The organism is Cryobacterium sp. Hh11 (assembly GCF_004404045.1).
In the GTDB taxonomy this organism is placed as follows: domain Bacteria; phylum Actinomycetota; class Actinomycetes; order Actinomycetales; family Microbacteriaceae; genus Cryobacterium; species Cryobacterium levicorallinum.
In genome coordinates this window covers 35,571-50,987 of the sequence record NZ_SOHF01000018.1, presented here as the reverse complement: position 1 = coordinate 50,987, position 15,417 = coordinate 35,571, and the positions used below count along the sequence as shown (strand labels likewise).

15 protein-coding genes and 1 pseudogene are annotated in these 15,417 nt (G+C 62.6%); 4 read left to right on the top strand and 12 right to left on the bottom strand.

What is annotated here, in order from left to right; genetic code table 11:
• Positions 1-366 precede the first annotated feature (366 nt).
• The 5 genes from E3T46_RS08300 to E3T46_RS08280 form a co-directional block, all read right to left on the bottom strand.
• Positions 367-1,173, bottom strand: coding sequence for a hypothetical protein (locus E3T46_RS08300; protein WP_134578191.1), 807 nt, complete (start codon positions 1,171-1,173; stop codon positions 367-369).
• 3 nt (positions 1,174-1,176) lie between these two features.
• The gene (locus E3T46_RS08295) at positions 1,177-1,710 is read right to left on the bottom strand and encodes a hypothetical protein (RefSeq protein WP_134578190.1); all 534 of its coding nucleotides are present in this window, start codon (positions 1,708-1,710) and stop codon (positions 1,177-1,179) included.
• A 139-nt stretch (positions 1,711-1,849) separates the two neighbouring features.
• Entirely contained in the window at positions 1,850-2,077 is a 228-nt protein-coding gene (locus E3T46_RS08290; RefSeq protein WP_134578189.1) for a hypothetical protein, read from the bottom strand.
• A 342-nt stretch (positions 2,078-2,419) separates the two neighbouring features.
• A complete protein-coding gene (locus tag E3T46_RS08285; RefSeq protein WP_134578188.1) occupies positions 2,420-3,655 on the bottom strand; it encodes an MFS transporter in 1,236 nt (411 codons plus the stop codon).
• Between the two features lie 130 nt (positions 3,656-3,785).
• Positions 3,786-4,289 (bottom strand): DUF4143 domain-containing protein, encoded by a 504-nt coding sequence (locus E3T46_RS08280; protein ID WP_241980541.1) that lies wholly within the window; start codon positions 4,287-4,289, stop codon positions 3,786-3,788.
• A 107-nt stretch (positions 4,290-4,396) separates the two neighbouring features.
• On the opposite strand from E3T46_RS08280, the gene E3T46_RS08275 reads away from it, so the two are divergent.
• Positions 4,397-5,794: a S8 family peptidase gene (locus E3T46_RS08275; protein WP_198419153.1), complete on the top strand. Its 1,398-nt coding sequence runs from the start codon at positions 4,397-4,399 to the stop codon at positions 5,792-5,794.
• A gap of 715 nt (positions 5,795-6,509) precedes the next feature.
• Here the strand turns inward: E3T46_RS08275 and E3T46_RS08265 are convergent.
• The 3 genes from E3T46_RS08265 to E3T46_RS08255 all read right to left on the bottom strand — a co-directional run bounded on the left by E3T46_RS08265 (position 6,510) and on the right by E3T46_RS08255 (position 8,540).
• On the bottom strand, positions 6,510-6,794 hold the full coding sequence (locus E3T46_RS08265) for a type II toxin-antitoxin system RelE/ParE family toxin (protein ID WP_134578186.1): 285 nt from the start codon (positions 6,792-6,794) through the stop codon (positions 6,510-6,512).
• A gap of 182 nt (positions 6,795-6,976) precedes the next feature.
• A complete protein-coding gene (locus tag E3T46_RS18695) occupies positions 6,977-7,117 on the bottom strand; it encodes a type II toxin-antitoxin system prevent-host-death family antitoxin (protein WP_277870943.1) in 141 nt (46 codons plus the stop codon).
• 94 nt (positions 7,118-7,211) lie between these two features.
• Entirely contained in the window at positions 7,212-8,540 is a 1,329-nt protein-coding gene (locus E3T46_RS08255; protein ID WP_134578185.1) for an NAD(P)/FAD-dependent oxidoreductase, read from the bottom strand.
• A 164-nt stretch (positions 8,541-8,704) separates the two neighbouring features.
• Between E3T46_RS08255 and E3T46_RS08250 the strand changes: the two are divergent.
• A pseudogene (locus E3T46_RS08250) lies at positions 8,705-8,779 on the top strand (Na+/H+ antiporter NhaA); the annotation flags it as partial.
• A 151-nt stretch (positions 8,780-8,930) separates the two neighbouring features.
• Complete coding sequence (locus E3T46_RS08245; protein WP_134578184.1) at positions 8,931-9,872, top strand: EamA family transporter; 942 nt, start codon at positions 8,931-8,933, stop codon at positions 9,870-9,872.
• 107 nt (positions 9,873-9,979) lie between these two features.
• Here E3T46_RS08245 and E3T46_RS08240 read toward each other — a convergent pair whose 3' ends face one another.
• From E3T46_RS08240 to E3T46_RS08230, 4 genes are all read right to left on the bottom strand, one after another.
• Positions 9,980-11,596: an isocitrate lyase gene (locus tag E3T46_RS08240; protein WP_092448782.1), complete on the bottom strand. Its 1,617-nt coding sequence runs from the start codon at positions 11,594-11,596 to the stop codon at positions 9,980-9,982.
• A gap of 149 nt (positions 11,597-11,745) precedes the next feature.
• Positions 11,746-11,919, bottom strand: coding sequence for a hypothetical protein (locus E3T46_RS17855; protein ID WP_166789488.1), 174 nt, complete (start codon positions 11,917-11,919; stop codon positions 11,746-11,748).
• Positions 11,916-13,058, bottom strand: a complete 1,143-nt coding sequence (locus E3T46_RS08235) for a threonine synthase (protein ID WP_134578183.1) — start codon at positions 13,056-13,058, stop codon at positions 11,916-11,918. Before E3T46_RS08235 ends, E3T46_RS17855 begins: the two co-directional genes overlap by 4 nt.
• 24 nt (positions 13,059-13,082) lie before the next feature.
• Complete coding sequence (locus tag E3T46_RS08230) at positions 13,083-14,819, bottom strand: Ig-like domain-containing protein (protein ID WP_134578182.1); 1,737 nt, start codon at positions 14,817-14,819, stop codon at positions 13,083-13,085.
• Positions 14,820-14,913: 94 nt separating this feature from the next.
• Here E3T46_RS08230 and E3T46_RS08225 point away from each other — a divergent pair, with 94 nt between their 5' ends.
• The gene (locus E3T46_RS08225) at positions 14,914-15,408 is read left to right on the top strand and encodes a hypothetical protein (protein WP_134578181.1); all 495 of its coding nucleotides are present in this window, start codon (positions 14,914-14,916) and stop codon (positions 15,406-15,408) included.
• Positions 15,409-15,417 lie beyond the last annotated feature (9 nt).

Genomic DNA, 15,417 nt, shown 5'->3' with positions numbered 1-15,417 from the left:
GTCGAGCCTTGAGCCATCAACACCCAAAACCGCGCCTGCTTCTCAACCAGTTCAAACTTCGACCACACGTACAACACCTCACAAAAATAGAGTGTTGCGACGACCGGTTGAATTCGCCGTTCCCAAGTGACACGGCATCGGCTCGCTCGGCCATCGGTCAGTTTGGACCAAGATCTGTCGCGCCGGCCGTCGCCTTGTGAGCCGGCCGGCTGACCTCGGAACCGAGACCACAGGAACCACGATTTGCGTCGCGCATCAACTTTTCCACGAATGCCTTGATCGAAGACCAAGACGGGGTAAGAAGTTCGCCCAACAGAATCTTTTCCCCGAAAAAGCGTTGGCAGGTCTTAATACTGCAATGCTCTTCTATCCTCCGAGGAGAACCCCGTGCACGAAGATGATCGCCGGGAATGTCGCGGTGAACGCCCAAAAGAAAGTGTCGAGGCCAATTAGTACGGCGGTTCCGAGATGGAGCATGGCCCCGGCGAAAAGAAACGCGACCAGTACGCCAGGCGGAGCCACAAGGGCTACGGGAAAAATGATTTCCACGCCGATAACTGACCATCCGACGAAGCCTCCAAGCCAGGGTCGCCTACGAATTACGGCTGCGGCCGTGGAATGTCCATATGTAGCCGTGTTGAGAATGCTCTGCATCGCTGATCCTTGACGCCATTGTGCGTTGGATATCTTCGATATCCCCGCAGCAAAATATGCCAACAAAGCCTGCGCCGCGATGAAATACAAACCCACGGCTTGAAAAGGACTCGACGTTGGAATCAGGAAGGTGAATGCCAAGCCCGCAAGGATGATGACCGATATTTGATTGGAGCCATCTTTGCCATAGCGAATTTGATAGGCCAGGAAAAGGCTTGACAGCAAAATGATCGTCACGTAAGCGGCGTAGAGCAGGTTGCTTTGAAACGGAGTGATGAGGGCTATGGAACAGACGATTCGAGCAATCACAACGACACGTAGCCACACTGAGCCGCTGTGCCCGACCATCCATCCACGTGACCCACCGTGTGACCTAGCGAGGATCTGTTTACTATTCCAGTCAAACAGCCCGCTCAATCCGAATTCTTTCAAGCTGAAGAGTAATTGCAGAGAACCTTGAAGAATGCCTATGCCCACGATGACGGCGGTAATTCGTGCGGCGCTCTCGATTGTCAACATGGCTTATGACACCGGGTGAGTCAGCGAATAGAAACGAACGAGTGGCACAGATGCTCCGCTTGGACCGCGTGTTTCAATCAAAGCGAATTGGTATAAGGCCTGCGCCGACAATGAACCTCCGAGGCGTTTGCGCGCGACGTCAAGCAAGATTATGTATGGCGCGGTGAACTGAAGCCTGTCTGTAGAGCTGTTGATACTGGAAAGCGCCAGCAGCTGGAACAATTCGATCATGCCCTCTCGGTAGCGTTTTCGAGGGTTCCAAAGTGGATAGAGAATTCCTCTCGGGGATAAGTTCAACTCCAACCATGGGCTGAAGCTCGTTTCCTTGTCGCGACTGCGATAGACAAAGTGATAGTTGCTCGCACCGGGATCTGGCGTGAAAAACGACCATTTTGGTATGAGTGTGAACCGGTCAAACCGTGTCGTTAGCCGGCTGAGCCGATTATTTTTCTGAAATGCGATCGTCAGTAAAAACCAGAAAGAGAAAACAACCATTCCAATAACGCCGAAGACGGAGCTTGCAATATCACTCATCATGTGGACTTCCCCAGATCGAATCGGTCGGCGAACAACTTGTAACGCAAGCCACTTAACGAGCGAACTCGTAGCGGAATCGTTTACCGATTTTGGTAGCAGGCAGCTGTTGGTGATTTGAGAACAGGAAGCAGAGTCCGGTTCACTTCGATCGGGCGGCCCTCGCGCGCGCCTGGAAGGCTCGAAGCACCTCCAACGTCTGTGCCGGTCGGTGCTCTACAGGTACTTCTGCAAGCTCGTCGCTCATACCCTCGGTGTCGCAACGTATAGCCGAACCCCCGTCCGTGACGATCCAGTCGTCCTGGGGGTCGACAGGGGTGACGAGGCTGTCGAGGTTCGAGAGTTCTAGATCCGTGAGGCTGATGGCCATGTGCGTCCCGTCTTTCGGTCTCGGAGAATATTTACAGACGCGCTCTCACTATGAATCCAGAATAACTTGCGGTCGCTCATAATCTAGCGGGCCGGTCCACAGAAACGAAAGCCGTGAAGGTTCAACAGCCTGATATTTATTCTCAAAATTGTCTTTCGTCAACAATGAAAAAAGAGCATGACAGACATCTCAGTTCGTTACAGGAAGGCCTTGCATCGCAGTGTTCTGGGGTAGCGGAGCATCAACCCGCCATCCGCGCTGAGTGCGATTACCTCCCGCCGGCAGGAACTCTCTCGAATGCCGTTCAAGGTTGCTGTTTGACAGGGTCACAGTCGGGTAGCGCTAATCGTTGCGCGCGGTTATAAGCGCCGTGTCAGAGTCAGAACTTGCTTGCAGTTCAGATCGAAACAGCCACCAAACGATTACGCCACAGCAGATGAAAAGGGTGCCGCTCGCCAGGAACGGCACGGACAAGGACAGCGACGAAGCGAGGACCCCGCCGAGGGCTGCTCCCACAGTGAGACCGATAAGACCGAGGACCTTTGACGATGCGTTGACCCGCCCTCGGAAGTGCTCGGGGACAAGGCGCTGCCGAAGCGAGCTCACGCAGATACCCCACACGACGGAGTGCAGGATGTACGCGGTTAGGAGAGCCGCGGCTACCCATGGAATCCGGACGAACGCGAGCGCAAACATGGATACGGCGCCGAGGCAGAGACTGCCCACGATCGTCCATCCGTATCCCGCACGTGAACGCAGTGGAGCAGTGATGATCGAACCGACAAGACCGCCGAGTGCTGACACCGCCAGAATCAGGCCGTACCCGGCGGCGCCAAGTCCTAAAGTCTGCTGAGCAAATAACACCAGAACGGAAAACGGCATCATGTATGCGACACTCGCGAGCCCGCCAACTACAGCCAGGCCGCGCAATAAACGGTGGCCCCGAAGCCACCTGGCACCGTCCGCGGCTTCACGAAACACGGATCGGCGAGGCGCGGGAAGGGCGTTGACGACGCCCCGACGCGGGAGCGCGAGGAAGAAGAACCCGGCCGCTGCATAGAGGCCGCCAGCGGCCAGGACCGGAACCGCCACCCCGAGGGCGAACAGGAGGCCGCCCAGTGGTGGCCCAGCGAATTCATCGGCGAGGAGTTGAGCTGCCGAGATGCGGCTGTTCGCCTGGTCTAGTTTGTTCGCTGGAACGACCGACGGCAGGATCGACAGGGCTGCGTTGTCCGCGGCGGTCTCCAGGATTCCGACGCCCGCAAGGACGACATACAGGAGCGGAACGGATCCGAAACCGACTGCGAACAAGACCGCCATCATGATCAACAGCGACGCTCGGCTGAGATTCGTGATCCACAGGATCGTTCGACGGTCGAAGCGATCGACGTAGACCCCGACCGGAACCACCACAAGCAACCGCATCGCCGAGTATATGGCGGCAAGGCCGGCGATGAGAATGGCATCCGTCGTCAATGATGTTGCCAGCAGCGGTATCGCCACAAAAATCAAGCCGTCACTCAGGTTACCGGCCGCATTGCCCGCCCAAAGCTGCCTGAACCCTCTACCTAACGACACGAACAAACCCTAGCCGCCCCGAGCCATCAAGCCGCCAAGAGACGTCCCGTACAAGGTTCCCCTTGAGGGCTCTCTCGTGAGCGCTTTGCCGCAAGCCGCTGCGGCAGTTCTGGCACTCGCAGGGCGTCGGTCAGGCGGTGAGCAACGCGAGCGGGATGACTGCCACGCCATCCTGTCGGCGATAGGCGTGGGTGCCAGTGTTGATGACAACGAGGTCGACAATTTGGTCGGGAAGGGACTCCTTCAGCCACAGCAGGTGGCGAACGTCCTGGTCGGTGATGGCGGACTTGAGCTTGACTTCAATACCGACAGCTTCTGCGTCTCCTCGGTGGATGACGAAGTCAATCTCGTGTCGCCCATCATGGTCGCGGAAAGGTGACAGCTTCGCGTCGTTCGCTGCCGCATAGGTCTGGAGGCTGAGGGCCACGAGGGCTTCGAAGAAGTCGCCGAGGCGAGTCCGGTCGCGGTTGTTCTTCGCGGGCCCGGTTGCTGACATCAGTTTGACCTCGTTGAGGCCCAGGACGCGCGCGGCCAGGAAGTAGAGGGCGGTGCCACTGACCCCCAAGGCTGAACATTGGTCCATACCACAGCAGCCCGCGAAGCGCAGTCCCCTCATGAGCCGACGTGTGATCATCTGCGGCAAGTCGTACCTTTCAATTGCACCTGTGTTGAGCGCTCAATATGTGCAAAGTCATTGGTGACTACTTGGCAATCCACTACCCACAAGGAAAAGGATTTTTCATGCATAAAAGATTTTCGGAACAGATGCGTCTCAAGCTCTTCACCGCAGCGGCTGCCTCGTCGGCGATCCTGATCGGCATGACCGGACTGGCCCCTAGCACGCCCGCTTCGGCCGCTCCCGCCCCACAAGCCAACGGTACCGCTGCTGCCGCAGTCCCCGGCGAGCTCGTCGTCGGCTACGTGGCCGGCGCCTCCGCCGACCAGCGCGAGCGTGCTCGCGGGCACGCCTCGGCACGGTTCGCCGAGCGCATCGTCGCCGCGGCCGCCGACCGCACCGAGGTCGAGCTCGTCCGTCTGCCGCAGGGCAAGAACCTGGACGAGGCGATCGCGCAGCTGAAGAGTGACCCCGCCGTCGCCTACGCCGAGCCGAACTACGTCCTGACCCACCAGGCCACCGCCACCGACCCCATCTTCACCAGTACCAATACCTCCCAGGATCTCTGGGGCATGTATGGCGACGCCTCGACCCCCGCCAACGCCTACGGCAGCCAGGCCGCCGAGGCCTGGACCGCCGGCCACACGGGGTCGAAGAGCGTCTACGTCGGGATCATCGACGAGGGCATCCAGTACACCCACCCCGAGCTCAACGGGCAGGTCTGGACCAACCCCTACGAGATCGCGGGGGACGGCATCGACAACGACGGCAACGGCTACGTCGACGACGTCAACGGCTGGGACTTCGCCAACAGCGATAACACCATCTATGACGGTGGCTCCAGAGGCTCGCTCGACGACCACGGCACGCACGTGTCCGGGACCATCGGCGCCAAGGCCAACAACGGGCAAGGCGTAGCCGGCATGAACTGGGACGTGACCCTGATCAGCGGCAAGTTCCTCGGCAGTCGGGGCGGATCCCTGGCCGACGCGGTCAAGTCGGTCGACTACTTCACCGACCTCAAGACCCGCCACGGCCTGAACATCGTGGCGACCAACAACAGCTGGGGCGGCGGCGGCTTCTCCCAGACCCTGCTCGACGCCATCACGCGCGCCAACGCCGCGAACATCCTGTTCGTCGCGGCCGCCGGCAACAGTGGCACGAACAACGACACGACGGCGTCCTACCCGGCCAACTACGACGTCGCCAACGTCATCGCAGTCGCCGCCATCGACCGCAATGGGGCGCTGGCGTCCTTCAGCCAGTACGGCGCCACGACCGTCGACCTCGGCGCCCCCGGAGTCGGTGTCTGGTCGACGACCGCCTTCAACACCTACTCGTCCTACAACGGCACCTCAATGGCCACGCCACACGTCACGGGCGCGGCCGCCCTCTACGCCTCCACGCACCCCGGTGCGACAGCGGCGCAGATCAAGAGCGCGATCCTGAGCTCAGTCGTCCCGACGGCCTCCCTCAGCGGCAAGACGGTCACCGGCGGACGGCTCAACGTCAGCGGCTTCTGACCTAGAAGACGGTCAGCGGGTGTGGTCGGGGCGAGAGCCCGGACCACACCCGCTTCTCGTTGCCGAGCGCCGTCTCCAAGACTGACTGACAGTTCACGACGCCACGCTCAACAACGGGCTCGTCGTACACCACGTCCGTGGACTCAACTAGCCGTCATTGCGGCTCTTCTCAGTTTGGTGTTCGGCGCCACAGCGGCGAGTGATCTGGACAGTGTGATCCTCAGCCTCGGCGAACACGTCGGCCGAGTACTTGCTCAGGTCTGATGATCACCGAGTCGTGGTGCGAAAGTCATTGATCAGAGTCATGTGATCATCGCGTTCGGAATGCATTCGGAAGTACAGACACTACCGGCGCTGCGCACCAGTCATGACCGCTCTGGACCAGCCGCAGTCATCCAGCGACAGTAACTGCTGATAGGACATGGATACCCCTGACGAAGTATTGAGCGGAATCTCTGATCGAGGTCCGACCATCGTCACTTGCGGCACGTGCCCACTTCTTGCCCACAATCGTGGCGCAATCATTGCTCAATCATGATCGCTATTGTGAGTGAAAACGACTCTTGATCGGCTATTCGCCGTCGGGAGGACGACTGGAAAAGGTCCGTGGTTCGCCCTCTGGAGGCAGGGGCAGCAGTTCGAATCTGCCTGGGGCGCACTCTGAAAGCCTCGGTCACGCCAGTTACAGCAATTGTTCGTTGCGTTCAGGCTGCAACTATCTGGGCCGATACACATCGGCGCGGTGATCCACCTGCACGGCGATGATCACCAGCCGTTCCTCGACGATGTCGTAAATAATGCGATAAGGGCCACGGCGCGCGCTCCACAGACCTTCGAGTTCGCGTTGCAAAGGTTTACCGACTCGCCGCGGGTATCGGGCGAAGTCTCCGCAGACGAACTCAATTATCGCTGGCACAATCCGGGGCAGTGCTCCTGGTAAATCTCGGCGGGCCGAACCAGCGAATTCGACCTCGTAGCTCTTCTCGTCGTCCGAGCTCACTTCCACGATCGACGGGGGACGTTGAACTCGGCGCGTATCTCGTCCTCGCCGATCGTGCGACCGTCGACCAGCTCCTGGCGCGCTTGGGCGACGGCAGCGAGAGTCCCGGGCCGAGAAAGCCAAAAGAGCGTCTCCTGCAACGAATCCCATTCATCGGCTCCGCTCAAAACCGCCACCGGGGATCAATTTTTCGTGATCGTCACCTGCTCGTGAGTGAGCGACACCGCGTCGACGAACTCACTCAGCCGGTCCTTGACATTAGAAATCGGTAGCGTCTGCAGGCCAATACCGTAGGCCCGAATCCTGGCCATGAATAGGCCCATGTAGCGGCTCTTCTTGGCGATCGTTATCTTGCGGTGAGCGAACGGATCAGTCTGCCGCGATCTGTCGCGTGTCGTCGCGACCTTTGCGCCCCGGTCATCGGCAGGCCCACAACTCAGCGATTGGGATCTCCCGGTTCAGCACGTTCGATGCGGCGCGGTGGCCGGAGCAGAGCGCCGCGGTGACCGTGGCAGGGTCATCCGTCCAGGTCGCCTCTCCGGCGATGTGGAGCACCCCGCCGACGGGCGTCGCGAGGTCGTCGTGGTCGGCCGTGGTAGCGCCGCGCGTCATGTACGCGTAGGAACCACGAGCAAAGGGATCGTCCTGCCACGCGGTGATGTCAACCCGGGTTGGAAACTCCACCTTGTCGCCGTACAGCCTCCGCAGCTGCGCCAGAACCGAGTCGATAACCTGTAGGTCAGTCCAGTTACGGATCTCGCGGGCCGCAGGCCCGGCGGCGAAAGTCAGCAGGGTAGGCGTTCCGTGCAGGGCCGTCAGGTCGTACCAGGAGTGCCACGCGCGACCCTCGGGCCCTTGTTGCCGGATTGCATAGACTCCGTCGTCCCAGAATTTCGTCGGAAACCGCAGGAAAATCTTCTCGAATGCGTTCATCGTCAGCCGCCCCAGGGCGCCCACGTTCGGTTCCGGGAGCGGCGGTTCGATGGTGAACTCCGGTGACTGGAGAACCCCGACGGGCACCGTCACGACGGCCGTGTCCGCCGTCAGAATGCCATGGCCTGTCGTGACCGTGACGTCCGTTGAGGACCATCGCACGTGGGTGACGACGTGCTCCAGGCGGATGTCGAGTCCGGTCGCGAGGTGCGTGGCCAGTCGGTCATAGCCGTCAGGAAAAACCACCTCGTCACCCTCTATGACATCGTCGTCGAGTCCGTGGGCGGCAAGATCGTCGATCCAAACCCCGTACTGCTCTTCGCTGCGGTGCTGCAAAAACTCCCGCACACGTTCGGCCCGAGCCGGGTGCCAGCCCTGGCCAGCGAGCGCTGTCTCGGTCACGTCGCGGTAGGAGGCATCCGCTTCTGACGCAGCGACCGCCTTGACGAGCGCGGCATCAACCGAGCGGATGTCGTCGGTGAAGGCCCGCACGGCATCATCGGGCAGTCGCTCACCGCTCGGACCGTAGTACGCGATCGGGCGGCTGTCCGGTTGGTATCCGCCGACCGTGAACTCCACGGTTGGCATCCCAAATGCTGCGGCCGCTGCTGCGACGGGGTTGTCGGTGATGCCGTGGATCCACGATGCGCCGCGGTCGGTGACGAACCCGTCGGCGCGATCCGTGCAGACCCGGCCGCCCACACGGTCGCGGGCCTCGAGCACCACGACGCGGCGGCCGGCGTTCGCCAGCAGTCGAGCAGCGGCCAGCCCCGCCACCCCGGCGCCAACCACGATCGCATCGAAATGTTCCATACCTAACCTTCTCCTACGGGGGCGAGCAGCGCTGCCCAAGTCGGCTGACATTCAGCCGTGAGCCCACTCTCCCATGCTCGTCCTCCATGACGGCGGCAGGGATCGCTGAGCGTCTGAACTTGACCGTACGGGGGATGCGCATGTCGGGTTGATACCGCAGACGCTGGCCGATTCCCACGGCCACCGATATTGCATTCGCTCTCGGAATCCTCGCCGTGTTCGGCAAGGGCATTCCCTCCCCGTCGGGCGGCACACCACCGCCACCTGCGCACCCGCGAACAGACGGAGCTCCAGAGCAGTAGCTAGACTGATTCACCTGATCGGGGAGGTTGTGGATGGCTGGAAAGAACAGCGTCGGGCCGGCCAAGCCGCAGCCGTGATCGAGGCGCTGTGAATCGGCATCGCCTCGCCGGAATCGGCGCGATCACCGTCACGTCCATTCTGTGGGGCACCACCGGAACCGCCGCGACTCTCGCGCCCGGCGTTGGGCCGCTCGCGATCGGCTCAGCGGCTCTCGGCATCGGGGGGATTCTGCAGGCCGTCATCGCCATCCCCGCGCTTCGGGCCGCCCTACCCGCCGTGCGCGGCAACCTGCGGCTGATCGTGCTCGGCGCGGTGGCGGTCATGATCTACCCCCTGGCCTTCTACAGTTCCATGCACTTCGCGGGCGTCGCGATCGGATCGGTCGTTTCACTCGCCTCCGCGCCCCTCGCCTCCGGCCTCCTCGAATTCCTGCTCGAACACAAACGACTCAGCCGGTGGTGGGCCCTGGCGGCGGGCCTGGGAATCATCGGCAGCACGCTGCTGTGCCTGTCCAAGATGACGGATGCCGCAGAGTCGGCCGGTCAGACCGTGGCCGGCATCTCCCTCGGACTCCTCGCCGGGGCAACCTATGCCACCTATTCCTGGGCAGCACACCGCCTCATGAACCGAGGCATCAGCCGCGCAGCATCGATGGGCTTCGTGTTCGGGCTCGGCGGCACGCTCCTGCTGCCCGTGCTCATTGTCACCGGCGCCCCGCTGCTCGCATCCACCCAGGCCTTCAGCGTTGCCGCGTACATGGCGATCATTCCGATGTTCCTCGGCTACCTTCTGTTCGGCTACGGCCTGACCCGCGTCTCGGCCAGCACCGCCACAACGATCACGCTCACCGAACCGGCGATAGCGGCCATCCTCGCTGTGCTCATCGTCGGCGAACGCCTCACGACGCTCGGCTGGGTCGGCCTCGCGGTCATCGCCGGCGTCCTGGCCATCCTGGCGATTGCCCCGACCAACGAAGTCGAGCGCAAGACCGCGACCTCAACGCAGAGAACACCCGCCGCGACCCGGTGACCGGCTCGGCGCATCCGCTCGTCAGAGGCTGTCTCGTCAACGGCTGTTCGGGCACACGAAGAGGCCTCAGTCTTGCGACTAAGGCCTCTTCGTTACTCCGATTTAACTTAGTGGCTACTCAAAGCCGGTTCCTCGAACTGGTTGCTCGTGTTGTTCACGCCGCCAGCCTTCAGCGCGGCTTCGCCGGCGAAGTACTCCTTGTGGTTGTCACCCAGGTCGGAGCCCGACATGTTCTGGTGCTTGACCGTGGCGATTCCCTCACGGATTTCGCGACGCTGCACGCCCTTGACGTAGGCGAGCATGCCCTGGTCGGCGAAGTAGCCCTTGGCCAGGTCATCCGTCGAGAGTGCGGCCGTGTGGTAGGTCGGCAGGGTGATGAGGTGGTGGAAGATGCCGGCCTCTTTCGAGCTGTCGCGCTGGAAGGTGCGGATCTTCTCGTCGGCGTTCACGGCCAGTTCGGTCTCGTCGTAGTCGACGCTCATGAGCTTGGCACGGTCGTAAGCGGAGACGTCCTTACCCTCGGCGAGGAGTGCGTCGTAGGCCTGCTGGCGGAAGTTCAAGGTCCAGTTGAACGACGGGCTGTTGTTGTAGACCAGCTTGGCGTTCGGAATGACCTTGCGCACCTCGTTCATCATGCCCGCGATCTGGCCGATGTGCGGCTTCTCGGTTTCGATCCAGAGCAGGTCGGCACCGTTCTGCAGCGACGTGATGCTGTCGAGCACGCAACGCGCCTCGCCGGTTCCGGCGCGGAACTGGAACAGGTTGCTGGCCAGGCGCTTCGGGCGAAGCAGCTTGCCATCGCGCTTGATGACGACGTCGCCGTTGCCGAGGTCGGCTTCGGTGATCTCGTCGACGTCGAGGAAGGAGTTGTACTGGTCGCCCAGGTCGCCGGGCGTGTACGTCACGGCGAGCTTCTGCGTGAGGCCGGCACCGAGCGAGTCGGTGCGCGAGACGATGATGCCGTTCTCGATACCGAGCTCGAGGAACGCATAGCGAACGGCGTTCAGCTTGGCGATGAAGTCTTCGTGAGGAACGGTGACCTTGCCGTCCTGGTGGCCACACTGCTTCTCGTCCGACACCTGGTTCTCGATCTGAATGGCGCAGGCGCCAGCCTCGATCATTTTCTTGGCCAGGAGGTAGGTGGCTTCGGGGTTACCGAAGCCGGCATCGATGTCGGCGATGATCGGCACAACATGGGTCTCGAAGTTGTCAATCTGCACCTGGATCGCAGCTGCCTTGGCGTCGTCGCCAACGATGCGGGCGTTGTCGAGGCCGGTGAAGAGCAGGTCGAGCTCGCGGGCATCGGCCTGGCGGAGGAAGGTGTAAATCTCCTCGACGAGAGCGGGAACGGTCGTCTTCTCGTGCATGGACTGGTCGGGGAGCGGACCGAATTCGCTGCGCAGCGCCGCAACCATCCAGCCGGACAGGTACAGGTAGCGCTTGTTGGTGGTCTTGAGGTGCTTCTTGATCGAGATCATCTTCTGCTGGCCGATGAAGCCGTGCCACACACCGAGCGACTGGGTGTAGATGGAGGAATCTCCGTCGTACTCCCCCATGTCCTTGCGCATGATGTCGGCCGTGTACTGCGCGATCTCCAGGCCGGTCTTGAAACGGTTCTGGGCACGCATGCGGGCGACAGACTCCGGGTTGATGGCGTCCCAGCTGCTTCCAACCTGCTGTTTGAGGGCTTCGATGGCCGCGATGTCTTTCCGGTAGACAGTCATGTTAATTCCTTCGACGTGTGAGTTGGGCTGAGCCGGAACTTCTGACTCAACGAGCCGCTATCGGCTGATAAACCCAGATTGGCGCAAGAACAGTGAGTCTTTCCCAAGAAAGTCGAGAGAATAAATGTGATTCTTCTGCAATTGAAAAGTTATTCGCGGAGTTGGGTGTTCTCGGGGGCATCTCCGGGCACGACGATGACCAGCCGGCACCTGGGGCACCGATGGCACTCTTCCAGACCGTCAGCGGTGTCGACGCCGTCCGGGATCATCTCGGTGCCGCAGGCCGGGCAAGCGGGACCGTCGTCGTCAAAGTCCTTCATCACACGGGCGATTTCAGGCCGGCGCCGCACAGCGGCACGACCACGGACTCGGCCGTGAGCAGGCTCGCGGCCACCGCCCAGGTGGGACTGGCTTTGTCGAACGTCGAGTCAACGGCGGCGCGCACGGCAGCGAAGCAGACAGCCGAGGTCGGCTCGACGAAGAGTCCCTCGTCGGCCAATTCCTGCCGCGCGCCCGCGGTTTGCCGGTCACTGACGGAAACGATCGTGCCACCGGTGGCACGCACAGCGGACAGAATCTGCCGGCCCCGGGGAGGCGCCGCGATGGCGATACCCTCGGCGATCGTGGTGCCGCCGTCAACCGCCGCGGGCATCGCGAAGCCCTGCGCCATGGCCTGTTCCAGCGGCGAACAAGCGGCTGCCTGCACCGCGACAATCCGCGGCATCCGCTCGGCGAGACCAGCGGCGACCAGTTCACTGAAAGCGAGGTAACAGCCGAGCACCAGCGTGCCGTTGCCGACCGGAACCACCACCGTCTCGGGCAGCGAGCGCCCGCGTTGCTCCCAGATCTCATAACCGTAGGTTTTCACGCCGTGCAGAAAGTACGGGTGATAGACGTGGCTCGCGTACATGACGCCGGGTCGGCCCGCTGCCCGCAGGGCCGCCGCGGAGGTATCCGCGCGCGAGCCGGGTACCAGCTCGACCGTGGCGCCGTGCGTCCGCATCTGCGCGAGCTTGCCGGGCGAGGTGGACTCGGGAACGTAGACCGTGCAGCCGATGCCGGCCCGCCCGAAATAGCCGGCCATCGCCGTGCCGGCGTTTCCGCTGCTGTCGACCATGGCGTTGGTCACACCGAGCCGTTGGGCGAGGGTTGCGAGCAAGACCGCGCCGCGGTCTTTGAACGAGAGCGTCGGCAGCAGAAAGTCGAGTTTAAACTGTACGTGGGCCAGAGCGCGGGACGGCACGAGGGGCGTGAAGCCCTCTCCCAGGGTGATCGCCGGGTCGACGGCGATCGGCAGCGCCTCGGCATAGCGCCAGAGCGAGGGGGCGCGGCCGGGCAGCGCCCGGGCATCCACTTTAATGTCGAATTCGGCGACGTCGAGTAGGCCGCCGCAGGTGCAGCGCCAGACCAGGCTCTCGACCGGATAGACGGCGGCGCACTCGGAGCAGACAAGGTCAGGCATCCCTCGATGCTAGCTGCCCCGCCGTCAGCTGCCGGTGGTGAACCTCCAGATGCTCGTCGAGACGGGGTTGCCGGCCAGATCACGCACGGCACTGCTGCCGCCGGTGACCGTGACGGTGAAGTTGGAGGTGGCGGCCAAGGTGCTATCTGGGTTCAGAATCCACTGATTCGTTGTGCCTCTGCGGGAGACGACGGCGGCGATCGCAACGCCGGTCGCGGTGTTCTTCAGCCTGAAAGTGGATGCCGCCACCCCCGCCATTCCCTCGCTGAACGTCACCGAGACACCCGCGGTGCGGCTGGCACCCGTCGCCCCGCTGGCGGGAGTGCGCGTGGTGATCGTTGGCGCCGGGCCGGTCGTGAAGCTCCAGCCGGTTGACACCAGCGGTGTGCCCGTCGCGTCACGAATTGCTGCGGCTCCGCCGGTGAGGCTGACGCTGTATTTGGTGTCTGGCGCGAGGGTCGCGGTCGGATTGAGCGTCGCGACCCGGGTGGTCGCGTTGTAGCTGACCGCGGCGGAGAGAACCGTGCCGGCCGGATTCTTCACCCGCATCGTTGTCGTCGACAGCCCCTGCACGGCTTCGCTGAAGGTTGCGGTCGCGTTGGCGGTCTGCGCGACCCGGGTGGCCAGGCTGACCGGTGATTTCGCCGTGACGGTTGGCGGGACCTCCGCCGCCACGATCGGGCTCAGAAAACCGCTCCTGGCGGTGTTCCAGTGGGTGGCCAGGTAGTTCGACGCGGGCGGCGTGCCCGGGAAATAGTAGTCCTCGTCGTGACAGTCGATGGCCCAATCGGTTCCCGGGCAGGTGAAAGTCAGGGTGCCGCCCGCGGCGAAGTAAGGCCCGCCGTCGTCGTAACACATGAGGTCGGCCTCGTCGTAGCAGTGGCCGGCCTGGCTGGAATGCGGCGCCGAGTACTGCACCGCCCCGATATTGTGGCCGATTTCGTGGGCGATCACGAGCAGGTCCAGGTAGGCCGACATCGAATAGCGCGGCCGAGTGTCGTTGTTGGCGTTCAGCGCGGGATTCGGCTGGTCGTCGATCGAGAGCTCACCCTGACCCCCGTAGGGATAGACATCCTGAATCTGATCGATATAGGTGATGTACAGACGATCATTGGCGATGAAGTCGACCGGTCCCAGCCCGAATGCGACCTGATTTTGCAGGCTCCAGATGTAATCGTTGAAGTCGTAGGTGGCGTCGGATCCGACCGGCAGCAGGGTCACGTTGCGCACCGTGACGTCGACGCCGTTGGTGCACAGAAAGCGGTAGTTCTGGCTGGTGGCGGCATCCGCTGCCTCGAGATTGTTGTTCACTTGCCGCATCACGTCACGCAGGGGGGCCAACATTGTTGCGTACCGGTTGGTGCGATCCTGCGGAACCCCGTAGATCACCTCGATGCGCTTGCCACTCACACCGCCGGCGCTGCACAGCGCGGTCAGCTCAGAGGCCGGTGCGGCGGGAACGCTCTCTTCTGCCTCAGCGGATGTCTGATTCAGCCTGGCCGCGCCGCCGAAAGCCTCGACCGGGTCGGGTCCGTGGCTGCACAGCCTGGTTCTGGCGAGCGTCAGCTTCAACCGGTCACACAGCTTGGACAGGTCGGGAGCGGTCTGCGCTGTGGTCTGCGCTGCTGTCGGCGCTGTGACGGCGTCGGCGGCATTGGCTGGCAGCGGTGCAAACGAGGTGACGAAAATGGCACCCAACGCGAGCACGGCGAGGCTACGGCGAATAATGCGGGACGGCTTCGGAGCGCGAACAAATGTCATTTTCGTGTCCTTCCGGTGCTGGCCACGATTCGACCCCAACGATAATGCGGTTCGCCCACTCCTTCAAGGGCCGGCGCGCCATAGTGTGGGAGCCATGATGGTTCACCGCTACTGGCGCATCGCGCTGGTTGCGCCCGTGATCGGGTTCCTCCTCGGTGCCGCCGTGGTGGGAGTGATGTCCTTGGGCAGTAACCCCCAGGCGCGAGCCGGCCAGACGATCGAAGGCGTCGTGCGGGCGATTCTGGGCTTCGGTGCCGTCGGCCTGGTCGTCAGCATCGCCGCGCTGGTCGGCGGCGTCGTTCTGGTTGGCTGCCTCGACCGGCACCTCGCAAAATCGTCGGGTGCGCGCACCGCCCTGGCCGCCCTCGGTGCGGCCGGTGGCGTGCTGGTTCTCGGAATCGTGTTCGCCACCGTGCAGGGAATAATCGGAGCGGGCTGGGCGTACCTCATCATCACCTTCACGGTGGCGCTCGCTATCGCGGCGGGGATCGCGGCAGCGTTTCTGGTGCACCGGGCCGAGCGACGAAGCGAGCGCACCCGGCCAGAGCGGGTGGAGCATCCTCTGCCCAGCGCCTGGGTCGATTTCTAGAATGCCGCC